The following is a 13,678-nucleotide window of genomic DNA, read 5'->3' as shown; positions in this document are numbered from 1 at the left end:
CCGCAGTCCTTTCGTCCCGACACTCCCGAGTTCACACTCCCCACCCAACAGTTGACGCTCCGAAGCCGACGCGACACAACATCTGGGGGTGACCTGACAGGCCGGCACTAGATGTATGCTCATGCTCGCTGTCGCCGCAGGGGAATCCGGTGGGAATCCGGAACTGTCCCGCAACGGTGTACTTGTGCGCATACGCGCGCAGGAGTCAGTCCGAGGACCTGTCGGCAGCAAGCGCCAGCCGTGCACAGCAACGGCTCGGCGTGCCCTGACGTCCGGGCCTCGCGGAGTGGGCCGGGTACGCGTACGTGTCGTGCGTCCGTGCTGCCCCATGCCCCCCCGCGAAGGCCCCTTGCCGAGCGAGGGAGAGCCTCACGTGACCATCGCGCCAGCCGAACCCGTTTCAGAGGTCCAGGCGGTCGAGACCGGAACCGACGGTCCCGGTACCGCGCTGCTGCGGACCCTGACGGAGCTGACCGCCGACCTCCCCGACGCGGACCCCGGCCGGGTCGCCGCCGCGGCGCTGCGGGGCCGTTCCGCGCGGGCGGACGAGGCCGAGCTTCGGGAGCTGGCGACGGAGGCCGCCGCGGGCCTGATCTCGGAGGACCCGGCGTACTCGCGTCTCGCCGCGCGCCTGCTGACGATCAGCATCCGCGCGGAGGCCGCCTCGCAGAGTGTGACGACGTTCACGGAGTCGGTCTCCGTGGGCCACCGCGAGGGCCTGATCGCGGACCGCACGGCGGAGTTCGCGCGGCTGCACGCGACCGCGCTGAACGGCCTGCTCGACCCGGCCGCCGACGACCGCTTCGGCTACTTCGGCCTCCGCACCCTGCACAGCCGTTACCTGCTGCGTCACCCGATCACCCGCAAGGTGATCGAGACGCCCCAGCACTTCCTGCTCCGGGTCGCCTCCGGCCTGGCCGAGGACGACACCGTACGGGCGCTGGACGAGGTCGCGGCCCTGTACCGCCTGATGAGCCGCCTGGACTACCTCCCGTCCTCCCCCACGCTGTTCAACTCCGGCACCCGGCACCCGCAGATGTCGTCCTGCTACCTCCTGGACTCTCCCAAGGACGAGCTGGACTCCATCTACGACCGCTACCACCAGGTCGCCCGCCTGTCGAAGCACGCCGGCGGCATCGGCCTGTCGTACTCCCGTATCCGCAGCCGGGGTTCGCTGATCCGGGGCACGAACGGGCACTCCAACGGCATCGTGCCGTTCCTGAAGACGCTGGACGCGAGTGTCGCGGCCGTGAACCAGGGCGGGCGGCGCAAGGGCGCGGCGGCGGTGTACCTGGAGACCTGGCACTCCGACATCGAGGAGTTCCTGGAGCTGCGGGACAACACGGGCGAGGACGCCCGCCGTACGCACAACCTGAACCTCGCGCACTGGATCCCGGACGAGTTCATGCGCCGGGTGAACGCGGACGCCGAGTGGTCGCTGTTCTCGCCCTCGGACGTGCCCGAGCTGGTCGACCTGTGGGGCGACGAGTTCGACGCGGCGTACCGCGCGGCGGAGGCGAAGGGGCTCGCCAAGAAGACGATCCCCGCGCGGGACCTGTACGGCCGGATGATGCGCACGCTCGCGCAGACCGGCAACGGCTGGATGACGTTCAAGGACGCCGCGAACCGTACGGCGAACCAGACCGCCGAGCCGGGCCACGTGGTCCACTCCTCCAACCTCTGCACGGAGATCCTGGAGGTCACGGACGACGGGGAGACGGCCGTCTGCAACCTGGGTTCGGTGAACCTGGGCGCGTTCGTCGACCCGGCTTCCCAGGACATCGACTGGGAGCGGCTGGACGAGACCGTCCGTACGGCCGTGACGTTCCTCGACCGGGTCGTGGACATCAACTTCTACCCGACCGAGCAGGCGGGCCGCTCCAACTCCCGGTGGCGCCCGGTGGGCCTGGGCGCGATGGGCCTCCAGGACGTCTTCTTCAAGCTGCGCATCCCCTTCGACTCGCCCGAGGCGAAGGAGCTGTCGACGCGGATCGCCGAGCGCATCATGCTCGCCGCGTACGAGGCGTCCGCCACGCTCGCCGAGCGGTCCGGCCCTCTCCCCGCCTGGGAGAAGACCCGTACGGCCCGCGGCGTGCTGCACCCCGACCACTTCGGCGTCGAGTTCACCTGGCCGGAGCGCTGGGCGGCGCTGCGCGAGCGAATCGCGTCGACCGGCCTGCGCAACTCGCTGCTGCTGGCCATCGCGCCGACCGCGACCATCGCGTCCATCGCCGGTGTGTACGAGTGCATCGAGCCGCAGGTCTCCAACCTGTTCAAGCGCGAGACCCTCTCCGGGGAGTTCCTCCAGGTCAACTCGTACCTGGTGCAGGACCTCAAGGACCTCGGCGTGTGGGACGCCCGCACCCGTGAGGCGCTGCGCGAGGCCAACGGCTCGGTGCAGGACTTCGGCTGGATCCCGGCGGACGTCCGCGCGCTGTACCGCACGGCGTGGGAGATCCCGCAGCGCGGTCTGATCGACATGGCGGCGGCCCGTACGCCGTACCTGGACCAGGCGCAGTCCCTGAACCTGTTCCTGGAGACGCCGACGATCGGCAAGCTCTCCTCGATGTACGCGTACGCCTGGAAGTCCGGGCTGAAGACGACGTACTACCTGCGCTCGCGCCCGGCGACGCGGATCGCGCGCGCGGCCCAGGCTTCTGTCCCGGTGCAGGCCACCCCCGACCCCGACGCGGTCGCCTGCTCCCTCGAAAACCCCGAGTCCTGCGAGGCATGCCAGTAATGACCACCGAAGCCCAGAAGAACCTGCTCGACCCCGGCTTCGAGCTGACGCTTCGCCCGATGCGCTACCCGGACTTCTACGAGCGCTACCGGGACGCGATCAAGAACACGTGGACCGTCGAGGAGGTCGACCTCCACTCGGACGTCTCGGACCTCGCGAAGCTGTCCCCCGAGGAGCAGCACCTCATCGGGCGGCTCGTGGCGTTCTTCGCGACGGGTGACTCGATCGTCGCGAACAACCTCGTGCTGACGCTGTACAAGCACATCAACTCCCCGGAGGCGCGGCTGTACCTGAGCCGCCAGCTCTTCGAGGAGGCCGTGCACGTCCAGTTCTATCTGACGCTGCTCGACACCTACCTGCCCGACCCGGACGACCGCACCGCCGCCTTCGCCGCCGTCGAGAACATCCCCTCGATCCGCGAGAAGGCCGAGTTCTGCTTCAAGTGGATCAACGAGGTCGAGAAGCTGGACAGCCTCCAGACGAAGGCCGACCGCCGCCGCTTCCTGCTGAACCTGATCTGCTTCGCCGCGTGCATCGAGGGCCTGTTCTTCTACGGCGCGTTCGCGTACGTCTACTGGTTCCGCAGCCGGGGCCTGCTGCACGGCCTGGCCACCGGCACCAACTGGGTCTTCCGCGACGAGACGATGCACATGAGCTTCGCCTTCGAGGTGGTCGACACGGTCCGCAAGGAGGAGCCGGACCTCTTCGACGAGACCCTCCAGAAGGAGGTCACGGACATGCTGGCGGAGGCCGTCGAGGCCGAGCTCCAGTTCGCCCGTGACCTGTGCGGCGAGGGCCTCCCGGGCATGAACACGGAGTCGATGCGCGCGTACCTGGAGTGCGTCGCCGACCAGCGCCTGGTCCGCCTGGGCTTCGCCCCGGTCTACGGCTCCGAGAACCCCTTCTCCTTCATGGAGCTCCAGGGCGTCCAGGAGCTGACGAACTTCTTCGAGCGCCGCCCGTCGGCGTACCAGGTCGCCGTGGAGGGCACGGTCGACCTGGACGAGGACTTCTGACCTGACGCGTCCCGTCACACGGCCCGGCACTCCCCCGAGTGCCGGGCCGTCGTGTTCAGCGGGCGATCGGCCGCAGCCGCAGGTCCCTCGGGCGCAGGGTGATGCCGATCCGGTGCCGGGAGTCCGAGCCCGGGGTCTCCTCGAAGCGGAACGCCGTGGCCATCGCGGCGGTGAGGAGGGTCATCTCCGCCATGGAGAAGTGGTCGCTGGGGCATTTGCGGTTGCCGACGCTGAAGGGGCTCATCGCGTGTTTGGGGACTTCCTCCGAGCCGCCGGGGAGCCAGCGGTCCGGGGAGAAGAGTTCGGCGGAGTGGTAGGAGCGGGGGTCGCGCTGGACCGCGTAGGGGCTGTAGACGATGTCGGCGCCGGCGGGAATGTCGTATCCGCCCAGAGCGGTGTCGACCACCGCCCGGCGGGTCAGAATCCATACCGCCGGATAGAGGCGCAGGGTCTCGACGACGACATTCCCGGTGTACGGCAGACTGCGGACGTCGTCGAATCCCACGGGCCGGTCGCCCGCCACGTTTTTCACCTCGGCCCGGATCTTGTCGGCGTGTTCGGGGTACTCGGTGAGCACCAGGAGCAGCGACATGATCATGGACCCGACGGTTTCGCTGCCCGGGGTGAGTATCGCGATGACCTGGTCGTGGATCTCCTGTTCCGAGATGGGTTCGCCATTCTCGTCGACCGCCTCCAGCAAAGCCGTCAGCAAATCGTCGGGCTTTTGCCCGGAGGCCCGTCGGTCGGCGACGATCTCGTCGACGAGGAGGTGCAAATCGGCCAGCGCCCGGTTGAATTCGCGGTTGGCCGGAAGCGGCACGCGATAAAGCGGTCCGAGGGGGACCACCATCCGCTGGTACATACCGCGGAAGAGGCTCGCGAGGTCCGCGCAGATCCGGTCGGCGCGCTCGTCCATGTAGCTCCCGCGCATGAGGCAGCGCGCGGCGATCCTGGTCGCGACCCGGAACGACTCGGCGGTGACGTCGAGGCTGCCCGCGCCGCGCCACCGCTCGACGAGGGCCCGCGCCTCCTCCTCCATGACGGGCCCGTACCCGGGTATCGCGTCGAGCCGGAACGCGGGCTGGATGGTGCGCCGCTGGCGCCGGTGCAGGGGCCCGTTGGCGGTGGCGACCCCCTGCTTACCCAGGAGGCTCTCCAGCGACTCCCACAGGGGCCCGGCGATGATGTAGTCGGGGCTCAGGGCGACCTCGCCGATCAGCTCGGGCGAGGTGACCGCGTACACCGTCTTCGGGCCGAGCTTCAGCCGGACGACGTCCCCGTGGTCGCGCAGCTGGGAGAAGAACGCGAGGGGTGAGCGGGCCAGTTTCCAGCCGTGGCCGAGGAGGGGGAGCCCGCCGCCCGCGAGGGGTGCCTCCACGGGGGCCGGCCGTACCGATTCGAGGGTCATCTATTTCTCTCCCGCCGGCGCGTTGTCGACATAAGGGGGTGTGGACCGGTCGTCCCAGCTGTCGACCATGTAGCGGCCGGACTCGTGGTGGAACCAGTAGACGGAACCGAACCAGTTCCGCATGTTCGCGAGGCAGGCGAGCACGGCGTCGCGGATTTCCTTGTCGCCGATCCCGTCCGCGTACCGGCGCGTCTCCCGTTCGGCGGCGAGGAAATCGGCGATGCATTCCAGGATCCGGCGCCTGAGTTCCTCGACGGATTCCTCCAGGGTCAGCCTTTCGTGAACGATGAGACTGATGCCGAGATTGTGTACCTCGTCGCCCGCTATTTCTTTCGGCAGCGAACAGAGGTCGTTGTACCAGGCGGCGAATTCCTGACTGAGGAGCGCGGCCCGCCGGAATGCCGGGTGTTTCCGCACTGCGTCCGGGAGTTGTGTTCCGGCGGCGAGTTCCAGGAGGTCCGTCCATATCCAGTGGGCGAAGGTGAGGCGCCTGAGGGCGAGATATTCCTCGACCGGCGGGACCCGCGCCTCGACGCGGTTGCGGAACTCCCGGTCGTACGCGTCGATCACCTGGTGGAAGTGGCGGGCGAAGCGGGCGTTCCAGCTCTCGGGCAGGAAGCCGTAGAGCCTCAGGACGCTGTCGGCGAGGCCCGCGACCAGCGGGTCCTGATGGTGCAGGTGGGCCGCCGGGGCGTCGAGGGCCTGGTGGAGCAGGGACTTCAGGCGGCGCCAGGACGCGGTGCGGCCGTGCACGATGTCACGGTCGTGGCGGTCGTCCCAGACGAAGAACCAGGCGCTGTAGTCGGCTACGGCCTGGAGGACCGCGTCGGGGGCACCGAGGTAGTAGCCCGCCATCAGATCCGTGTAGCACAGGCCATCGGCATATTCCGCGACCTTGTCCGGCGGCATGAGCCGCTTTTCCAGCAGCCAGCGCCGGGTGTTCCGCTGGAGCTGTGGCCAATACGGATGCCTCAGCCGGGGAAACTCCGCCTCGACGACCGGCAGACTGAGCGACGGCGGAACCGCGGGCGCCTGGCCGGTACCCGGCTCGCGGTTTGCGGCACCCTGTGCGGCACCGGTCCTGCTGTATGTGGTGCTGTGTGGGAAAGCTGGCACGAACAACCCCTCTCGGCCGCCTGTCGCACACACCCCTCCCGCTGTGCCGGGCGTGCGCCGTTGCGTATCCCCGCTCTTCCCATTCAGCACCACAACTGACCGTTCTGGGAACGGATTTGCTTCTTTCACCACCCCGGAATGCCGAGATTCCACCTCTCGTGACCGGTTATGGATCAAAAGATGCGCTTAGGCGATCGAACGTGCGACGCACATACGGACGACGCCCGGCCGAAGGGGGTATCGGCCGGGCGTCGTCAGGGGGTGCGAGTCAGTCGTTGGCGACCACGGGGTAGCGGGGCTCGTTCTCGGCCATCTGCTTGAGCGCCTCCTTGCGGTCCCGCTTGGAGAGGCGGTCGATGTAGAGGTAGCCGTACAGGTGGTCGGTCTCGTGCTGCAAACACCGTGCGAAGAAGCCGGTGCCGCGCACCTTGATCGGGTTGCCGCGCTCGTCCTGGCCGGTGACCTCGGCATAGTCGGGGCGGGCGAGTTCCGCGTACGCGGTCGGCACGGACAGGCAGCCCTCGTTGCCGTCGTCCAGGCGCCGCTTGTCGGCGGGGAGTTCGACGAGCTTCGGGTTGCAGACGACGCCGGTGTGGCGGACCCCGTCGTCGTCCGGGCAGTCGTAGACGAACACCTTCAGGTCGACCCCGACCTGGTTCGCGGCCAGGCCCACGCCCTCGGCGGTGCGCTGCGAGGCGAACATGTCGTCGACGAGCTTCAGCAGGGCGTCGTCGAACTCGGTGACGTCCTCGCACTCCTTGTGCAGCACCGGGTTGCCGACGACGGTGATGGGCAGCGAGGTGCCGCGCTCGCGGTAGGCGGCCTCACGCGCCTCGTTGTCCTCGGTGTCGATGACGAAGCCCTCGTCGTCCACGGGGAGCACGCCCGCGTGCTGCTGATCGGTGTCCTGCTGCGCCATGACGACGTAAGCCTTCCTGCAACCTGAAGAAAAATCTGCGGGTACAGCCTAAAGGGAGGCGCACGGCACCACCGGCGCCGTCCACTGTGGCAAAACGGTTCAGCAGACCTCTTCGACGTCCCGATAGTCCCGTGTGTCCGGGCTGTCCGCGACCCAACCGTCCAGCAGCCCCGCCACCAGCGAAGCCGGCGCGGCCACGCCGCACTCGCGCTCCGGCACCCACAGCTGACCGTCGGTCCGATGGCCGAGCGGCCCCGGCTGGCCCGGTTCGCTGTGGTCGTGGGGGTCGAGGTGCTCCCCGTCGCCCTCGTCGGACGGCATGCGCGACTCGGAGCACGTCCGGCACAGCAGCCGCACGGACGACGACCAGTCCTCGGCGGCGAACCCGGCATCGGCGGCGAGCTGTTCGAGCGCGTCCCGGTCGGCCTCGGTCGCCGCCTCCAGGAGCACCACCCAGGTCGGCACCGGCGACGGCGCCCACAGCTCGATCTCGTCGAAGACCGGGTAGGAGTGCCCGGCGGAGGTGGTCCGCTCGCCGTGCGGCACCCCGTCGTGCAGGACGACCTCGCCCCAGCGCCGCCCGGAGGAGGGCAGCGGGATGGAGAGCACCTCGACGCGCGCGGGGTCGAGCCGCCGCCCCCACACCACCTCGGCCTCGCCCTCGGGGGAGAGCCGTACGGCGGCGCTGCCGAGGTCCATGCCGACGGGCTCGGCCAGCGAGCCGGAGCCGCCGGGCACGTCCAGTCCGTACGCCTGCCAGGCGCGGCGGGCCAGCGGCCAGTCCTGGAGGGCGGTCGCGGCGATGCCGACGTTCCACCAGTCGGGGGCGCCCGCGTCCCGGTCGAGGAGGGCGACGGCGCGCAGGCCCGCGGCCCGCGCCTGCTCCCAGTCGTGCCGGAACTTGTGCAGGAGGGCCAGGTTGAACCAGGACTCCGACAGCCACGGTTCCAGATCGGCCGCGCGGGTCAGGAGCGCTCCCGCGTCCTCGTACCGCCCGTCGCCGATCAGCGTGAACGCGCGATCGGTGGCCTGCCGCCAGGAGGCGGAGGGCCGGTGCCGTCCCTTGCCGAAGATCCTCACATCACCACCCGCCAGTTCCCCTGACACCCTCTGCTCATCGCATCAAACCACGTACGACCGGAAGGGCGCTCCCTACCCATGGGTTACCCAGGGACGGCCGGGGTATGACAGCCCGCCCCGATCGCCGGACAGCACCCGCGCGAGCGCCGCGACGACCTCGGGCGCGTACCGGTCGCCCGTCCCGAGCCGCAGCTCCTCCAGCGCGCTGAGCGGCCCCGAGGCGCGCGCCTTCTCCTCGTACGCGTTGACCACCCGCACGATCCGCGCGGCCCGGGGCTGGTCGGCGCCCGGGTCGGCCTGCCGCTCCACGACGGCGGCGACCTGCGCGCCCGCGCCGGTCTGCCGTACGACGGCCCCGCCGAGCAGCGCGATCCGGCGCTGTTCCTCGGGCGGCAGGCCGCTGGTCGCGCCCTCGGGGACGGGGTCGACGAGGCTGAGCTGGCCGATGTCGTGCATCAGCGCGGCGTACTCCAGGACGGTCGACTCGGCCTCCGTGAGCCCCAGTTCCCGGCCGACGGCCTGGCAGAGCGCGGCGACGCGGTGCGCGTGCCCGGTGGGCGTGTACCCGGCGATCTCGGTGGCCCGCGCGAGGGACGCGATGGTCTGCCGGTAGGTGGCGCGTACGGCCGCGTACCGGCGCAGCGCGACCTGCGCCAGCAGCAGCGGCACGCAGAACAGGGGCAGCGCCCACAGCCCGACGACGGCCACCGCGAGCGCGGTCACCGCGCCGGTCGCGCACACGGCCGACCCGATGCCGGGCACCGCGCGCAGCTCGTCGCGCAGGAGGGGCCCGTACGGCCATCCCGTGCGCGCGTGCGCGAGGGCCGCCGCGACGACCGCGTCGCACAGGGCCGTCAGCACGAGCAGCGCCAGCAGGAGGACGGCGTACCCGGGGCCGTCCGCGAGGACACCCCGGTTGAACAGGGGCTGGAAGCACAGCGCCGCGAACCCCACGGACAGGAGGCGGCGTACGAGGTGGTCGGCGACGCTGCCGCGCCCGCGCGCGATGTGCGGCACGTTCCCGATGAGCGAGGCGACGGCGACCACGGCGACGACCTGCGCGGCGCCGTGCCCGGTGGGGGCGCCGGCGTCGTCCCCGAGGAGCGCGTACGCGAGGGAGGCGGCGGCGCCGAGGGGGGCCATGTCCCGGACGCCGGGCCCGCTCCAGCGGAGGGCTTCGCCGAGGGCGATCAGGGCGGCGAAGGCGAGGACGGTGGGGGCGTCCTTGAGGCCATCGGCGCAGGTGAGGACCAGGGAGGCGGCTACGGCGAGGGCGGCGGAGGCGTGCAGGAGGGAGCGGGGCCTCACGGGCGTACCGCTTTGTGTGTGACGTCTTTCTGCGTGGCTTCTTTTTGTGTGACGTTCATGGCCGGGGCCGCCGTGCACACCGGTTCCTCCGCCGTCACCACCGGATGCCACCCCCACCGCTCCAGCGCCCGCCCCAGCGCCTCCACCATCCGCGGGTCGAACTGCGCCCCCGCGCACCGCCGCAGCTCCTCCAGCGCGACCGGCACGGGCCGTGCCCTGCTGTACGACCGGGTCGAGGTCATCGCGTCGAAGGCGTCCGCGACGGCGACGATGCGGGCGGGTTCGGGGATGCCGTACCCGGCGAGGCCGTACGGGTAGCCGCCCCCGTCGAACCGCTCGTGGTGGTGGAGGATCGCGGAGCGCGCCTCGCCGAGGAACGCGATCCCCCGGGTGATCTCGTGCCCGTACTCGGGGTGCAGCTCGATGACGCGCCGCTCCTCGGGGGTGAGCGGCCCGTCCTTCCTCAACAGCCGTGTGGGGACGCCGAGTTTGCCCACGTCGTGCAGGATCCCGGCGAACCGGATCAGCTCGACGCGCTCCTCGTCCATGCCCAGCTCCCGCGCGATCATCACGGACGCCTGCCCGACGCGTTCGCTGTGCCCGCGCGTGTACTCGTCCTTGATGTCGACGGCCTGCACGAGCGCGCGGATGGTCGCGCTGTGGGCGGCGCGCTCCCGGTGCACCTGGGCGAACACCCACCAGGCCACGCACATCGGCAGCAGCACGAGCAGCGCGGCGACAGGGCCGTACGGGCTGCGCCACAGCACGGCCATCATCAGCCCGGCGAGCCCGTGCACGGCGAGGGGAGCGAGGGCCCGGCAGATCGCGGGCCGCCGCACGGGTTCCCCGGCGAGCACGCGCACTCCGCTGTCGAGGACGATCAGTACGAGGCAGTAGACGAGCACAGCGGCGGCGGCAGGCACCAGGGCGTACGGAAACTCCGGCGCGACCACGGCGTCCCGCCCCCCGAGCCGCCAGTGCACCGACCCCGCCGCCCAGACGGTGACGGCCCCGGAGGCTCCCCGCCAGACGCGGCGCACCCAGCTCGTGGACGCGCACAGGGCGCCGGGCAGGGGCACGAGGGCTGCGGCGGGAGGAGGCAGCAGGAACACGGCGGCCAGGAGCACGGGGTGGAAAGCCCCTTTGACGACCCGCTCCCCGATTCCGTGGACCACCGCGAGCAACCCGACGGCGATCCAGGGAGTCTTACCGGGCAGGGGCACACACACCACGCCGGCTACCAGAACGACCGCCCCGACAAACACCCGCGCCCGCCCCGCAATAGCCTCCACGGACGGGAAGCCTAGGGACGGGCGGACGGGGCGGAAGGGGTAACCAGAGGTAGTACCCCATTCGAGTGAATGGTGGCTTCTCGGGTCTCCTGAGTGTCTTCTCAGGTCTCCTGAGGTGCGGCCGTGACGTCATGGTCGGGCACGACCTGCCCCGACCGGATCAGATCGATCCGGCCCATGACCTTCGCCCGGAGGTCGGCCGGCACGTCGTCCTGGCCGCAGCAGCGCTTGACCAGCTTCTTCACGGCCTGTTCGAGCCCGTACTTCTCCAGACACGGCGAGCACTCGTCGAAGTGGACCTGGAACTTGTCCCGGTCCCCGAGAGGCATCTCGCTGTCGAGGTACTCGTAGAGATGATCGAGAACCTCGGAGCAGTCCGTCTCGTGGGCGTCTCCGCAGCTCATGAACCCGAGCCTTTCGCTTCGTTCGACTCCCCCGCGCCGGCCGGGACGAGTCCGCGCTCACGCGCGTAGTCCTCCAGCATGCCGCGCAGTTGGCGCCGGCCCCGGTGCAGCCGGGACATCACCGTACCGATGGGTGTCCCCATGATGTCGGCGATCTCCTTGTACGCAAAGCCCTCGACGTCCGCGAGATACACGGCGATACGGAACTCCTCGGGAATCGCCTGGAGCGCTTCCTTCACATCCGAGTCGGGCAGGTGGTCGAGCGCCTGCGACTCGGCGGAGCGCAGTCCGGTCGACATGTGCGACTCGGCCCGCGCGAGCTGCCAGTCCTCGATCTCCTCGGCCGCGGAGCGCTGGGGTTCGCGCTGCTTCTTGCGGTACGAGTTGATGAACGTGTTCGTGAGGATCCGGTACAGCCACGCCTTCAGGTTCGTGCCTTCGCGGAACTGGTGGAAGGACGCGTACGCCTTGGCGTACATCTCCTGCACGAGGTCTTCCGCGTCCGCCGGGTTGCGGGTCATCCGCAGCGCGGCGGAGTACATCTGGTCGAGGAATTCGAGCGCGTCCCGCTCGAAGCGCGCGCTGCGCTCCGCGGTCGACTCGTTCACGCCCCGGCCCTCGGGCTGCTCCGCCTGGCCGTGTTCGGTCCCTGCGTCGGTACCGGTGACCGGACCCACCTCCTCAAGATTCCAGGCAGCACCGAGACCGGTGCCACCAGAATCGGAGGATAGACGACGACCCGCTCCTCCCGCCCCCGGAATCTGGGCGGTCCTCGCCGCATGCAGCACCGTCCAGTCCAGGTCGGCACGGCTGGAGCGGTTCGGGCAGATGGTCGAACCCATGCGGCGGACTCCCTCTCTTACGGCCTTCTCAACGTCCTGTGTCTGCCTCAACAGTCGTACGGGACTCAACATTCCCGAGCGTCCCGATCCACCGGAGGACGCCGTCCGTGATGACCGTCACGGTCTCCTCCGGCGTGACCCCGCTGCGCTTCGGCACGGCGAACCCGTGATCCCCGTACGGAACCTCCACCATCCCGAACTCCCCCGCCGGGAACTCCGCCGGCTTCCCGAAGGGGTCGTTCCCGCCCTGGACGACGAGCGTCGGCACACCCGCGCCGAGCAGCTCCCCGGCGCGGGACTTCTCCGGCTTGCCGGGCGGGTGGAGGGGGAAGCTGAGTGCGAGGACGGCTGCGGCGCCCAGGTCCTTCGCCGTACGGCAGGCGACGCGGGCGCCGGCGGAGCGGCCCCCGGCGATGACGGGGAGGTTCTTGGCGGCTACGGCACCCCAGACGCCGGACCACCCGACGTCAAGGGTTCTCGGAGCCGGCGCGACCTTCTTGCCGGCGACCCGCCAGGGCTGTTCGACGAGGGCGACGGTCACACCGTGGGCGGGGAGGGCGGCGGCCAGTGCCTGGAGGTCGCGGGCCTCGATGCCGCCGCCGGCGCCGTGGCTGACGGCGAGGACGAGGCGGGGGGTCTTCGCCGGGTGCCAGGTGATACGGGCGTCGCCCGCGTCGGTGGGGACGAGCTGGGTGGTCATGTCAGAAGAGTGTGCCCTCCTCCGGCCCCTCCAGCTCCGTCAGCAGCTCCGGGCCGTTGTTGCGGACGTTGCTGACCGCCGTCGACACCGGGTACGCCCGCATCAGGCCGGTCGGCGGGGGCGTCAGCATCGGTACGAGGTCGTCGAGGCCGGTCGTCGTGGGGTCCAGCCACGCGTCCCACCGGTCCGGCGTCAGCATCAGCGGCATACGGGGGTGGATCTCGGCCAGGGTGCCGGGCCCTTCGGCCGGGGCGAGAGCGAGGGGCGTGGTCTCGGCCTCGGTCGTGATCACCGAGCACGTCACCCACCAGGCCAGCGGGTGCTCGTCGGGCAGCGTACGGTCACGCCAGAACTCGTACAGCCCCGCCATCGCGAACACGGACCCGTCGGCCGGCGACACGAAGTACGGCTGTTTGCGGGGCCGCTTCTTCTTCCCCTCGACCTCCAGCTCCCGCTCCTCCTTGGCGGTGACCCACTCGTAGTACCCGTCCGCCGGGACGATGCAGCGCCGGGTGGCGAACGCGCGCCGGAACGAGGGCTTCTCGTGCACGGTCTCGGCCCGCGCGTTGATCATCCGCGCGGCACCCTCGGGCGACTTCGCCCACGCCGGCACGAGCCCCCACTTCACCGTACGGAGCTGCCGAACCGGGCGCCGGTCCGCCGCGTCTTTCAACGGACGGTCCAGGACGACGTACACCTCTTTCGTGGGCGCCACGTTGAAATCCGGCGCCCACGCCTCTTCCGGCTCGATCTTCTCGATCTCAAAGATTCCTGCGAGATCCTCGGGTCCACGACTGGCCGCATACCGTCCGCACATACGTGCCACACTGCCAGACCCCGTACGAGCGTTGGG

Annotated in this window: 12 protein-coding genes and 1 riboswitch; of the genes, 2 read left to right on the top strand and 10 right to left on the bottom strand. The window is 70.3% G+C overall.

Annotated elements, in window-relative coordinates; genetic code table 11:
• Nucleotides 1-115: 115 nt before the first annotated feature.
• A riboswitch (cobalamin riboswitch) is annotated at nucleotides 116-240 on the top strand.
• Between the two features lie 133 nt (nucleotides 241-373).
• Nucleotides 374-2,740, top strand: coding sequence for a ribonucleoside-diphosphate reductase subunit alpha (locus tag J8M50_RS31780; protein ID WP_010353623.1), 2,367 nt, complete (start codon nucleotides 374-376; stop codon nucleotides 2,738-2,740).
• Nucleotides 2,740-3,756, top strand: a complete 1,017-nt coding sequence (locus J8M50_RS31775; RefSeq protein WP_010353624.1) for a ribonucleotide-diphosphate reductase subunit beta — start codon at nucleotides 2,740-2,742, stop codon at nucleotides 3,754-3,756. Before J8M50_RS31780 ends, J8M50_RS31775 begins: the two co-directional genes overlap by 1 nt.
• A 55-nt stretch (nucleotides 3,757-3,811) precedes the next feature.
• On the opposite strand, the gene J8M50_RS31770 is transcribed toward J8M50_RS31775, so the two are convergent.
• From J8M50_RS31770 to J8M50_RS31725, 10 genes are all read right to left on the bottom strand, one after another.
• Complete coding sequence (locus tag J8M50_RS31770) at nucleotides 3,812-5,164, bottom strand: bifunctional albaflavenone monooxygenase/terpene synthase (RefSeq protein ID WP_010353625.1); 1,353 nt, start codon at nucleotides 5,162-5,164, stop codon at nucleotides 3,812-3,814.
• The gene (locus tag J8M50_RS31765) at nucleotides 5,165-6,280 is read right to left on the bottom strand and encodes a terpene synthase family protein (protein WP_370516622.1); all 1,116 of its coding nucleotides are present in this window, start codon (nucleotides 6,278-6,280) and stop codon (nucleotides 5,165-5,167) included. It abuts the gene before it with no gap.
• Between the two features lie 268 nt (nucleotides 6,281-6,548).
• Entirely contained in the window at nucleotides 6,549-7,199 is a 651-nt protein-coding gene (gene def, locus J8M50_RS31760; RefSeq protein ID WP_010353628.1) for a peptide deformylase, read from the bottom strand.
• Between the two features lie 99 nt (nucleotides 7,200-7,298).
• Nucleotides 7,299-8,279, bottom strand: a complete 981-nt coding sequence (locus J8M50_RS31755) for a tetratricopeptide repeat protein (RefSeq protein WP_010353629.1) — start codon at nucleotides 8,277-8,279, stop codon at nucleotides 7,299-7,301.
• Between the two features lie 72 nt (nucleotides 8,280-8,351).
• On the bottom strand, nucleotides 8,352-9,587 hold the full coding sequence (locus J8M50_RS31750; RefSeq protein ID WP_010353630.1) for an HD-GYP domain-containing protein: 1,236 nt from the start codon (nucleotides 9,585-9,587) through the stop codon (nucleotides 8,352-8,354).
• Entirely contained in the window at nucleotides 9,584-10,879 is a 1,296-nt protein-coding gene (locus J8M50_RS31745; RefSeq protein ID WP_050987220.1) for an HD-GYP domain-containing protein, read from the bottom strand. Before J8M50_RS31745 ends, J8M50_RS31750 begins: the two co-directional genes overlap by 4 nt.
• Before the next feature lie 101 nt (nucleotides 10,880-10,980).
• Nucleotides 10,981-11,283 (bottom strand): mycothiol system anti-sigma-R factor, encoded by a 303-nt coding sequence (rsrA, locus tag J8M50_RS31740; protein WP_010353634.1) that lies wholly within the window; start codon nucleotides 11,281-11,283, stop codon nucleotides 10,981-10,983.
• Entirely contained in the window at nucleotides 11,280-11,960 is a 681-nt protein-coding gene (gene sigR, locus J8M50_RS31735) for an RNA polymerase sigma factor SigR (protein ID WP_010353635.1), read from the bottom strand. Before sigR ends, rsrA begins: the two co-directional genes overlap by 4 nt.
• Before the next feature lie 193 nt (nucleotides 11,961-12,153).
• On the bottom strand, nucleotides 12,154-12,825 hold the full coding sequence (locus J8M50_RS31730; RefSeq protein ID WP_010353636.1) for an alpha/beta hydrolase family protein: 672 nt from the start codon (nucleotides 12,823-12,825) through the stop codon (nucleotides 12,154-12,156).
• 1 nt (nucleotide 12,826) lies between these two features.
• Entirely contained in the window at nucleotides 12,827-13,642 is an 816-nt protein-coding gene (locus J8M50_RS31725; protein WP_010353637.1) for an SOS response-associated peptidase, read from the bottom strand.
• Nucleotides 13,643-13,678: the final 36 nt, after the last annotated feature.

This window comes from Streptomyces acidiscabies (genome assembly GCF_020010905.1).
Taxonomy (GTDB): Bacteria; Actinomycetota; Actinomycetes; order Streptomycetales; family Streptomycetaceae; genus Streptomyces; species Streptomyces acidiscabies.
This window is presented reverse-complemented; position numbering and strand designations above follow the sequence as displayed.

Excerpts from the sequence above, each read along its gene's own strand:
- J8M50_RS31775 (WP_010353624.1), top strand. The coding sequence starts at position 2,740 with ATGACCACCGAAGCCCAGAAGAACCTGCTCGACCCCGGCTTCGAGCTG.
- J8M50_RS31770 (WP_010353625.1), bottom strand. The coding sequence starts at position 5,164 with ATGACCCTCGAATCGGTACGGCCGGCCCCCGTGGAGGCACCCCTCGCG.
- def (WP_010353628.1), bottom strand. The coding sequence starts at position 7,199 with ATGGCGCAGCAGGACACCGATCAGCAGCACGCGGGCGTGCTCCCCGTG.
- rsrA (WP_010353634.1), bottom strand. The coding sequence starts at position 11,283 with ATGAGCTGCGGAGACGCCCACGAGACGGACTGCTCCGAGGTTCTCGAT.
- J8M50_RS31730 (WP_010353636.1), bottom strand. The coding sequence starts at position 12,825 with ATGACCACCCAGCTCGTCCCCACCGACGCGGGCGACGCCCGTATCACC.
- J8M50_RS31725 (WP_010353637.1), bottom strand. The coding sequence starts at position 13,642 with ATGTGCGGACGGTATGCGGCCAGTCGTGGACCCGAGGATCTCGCAGGA.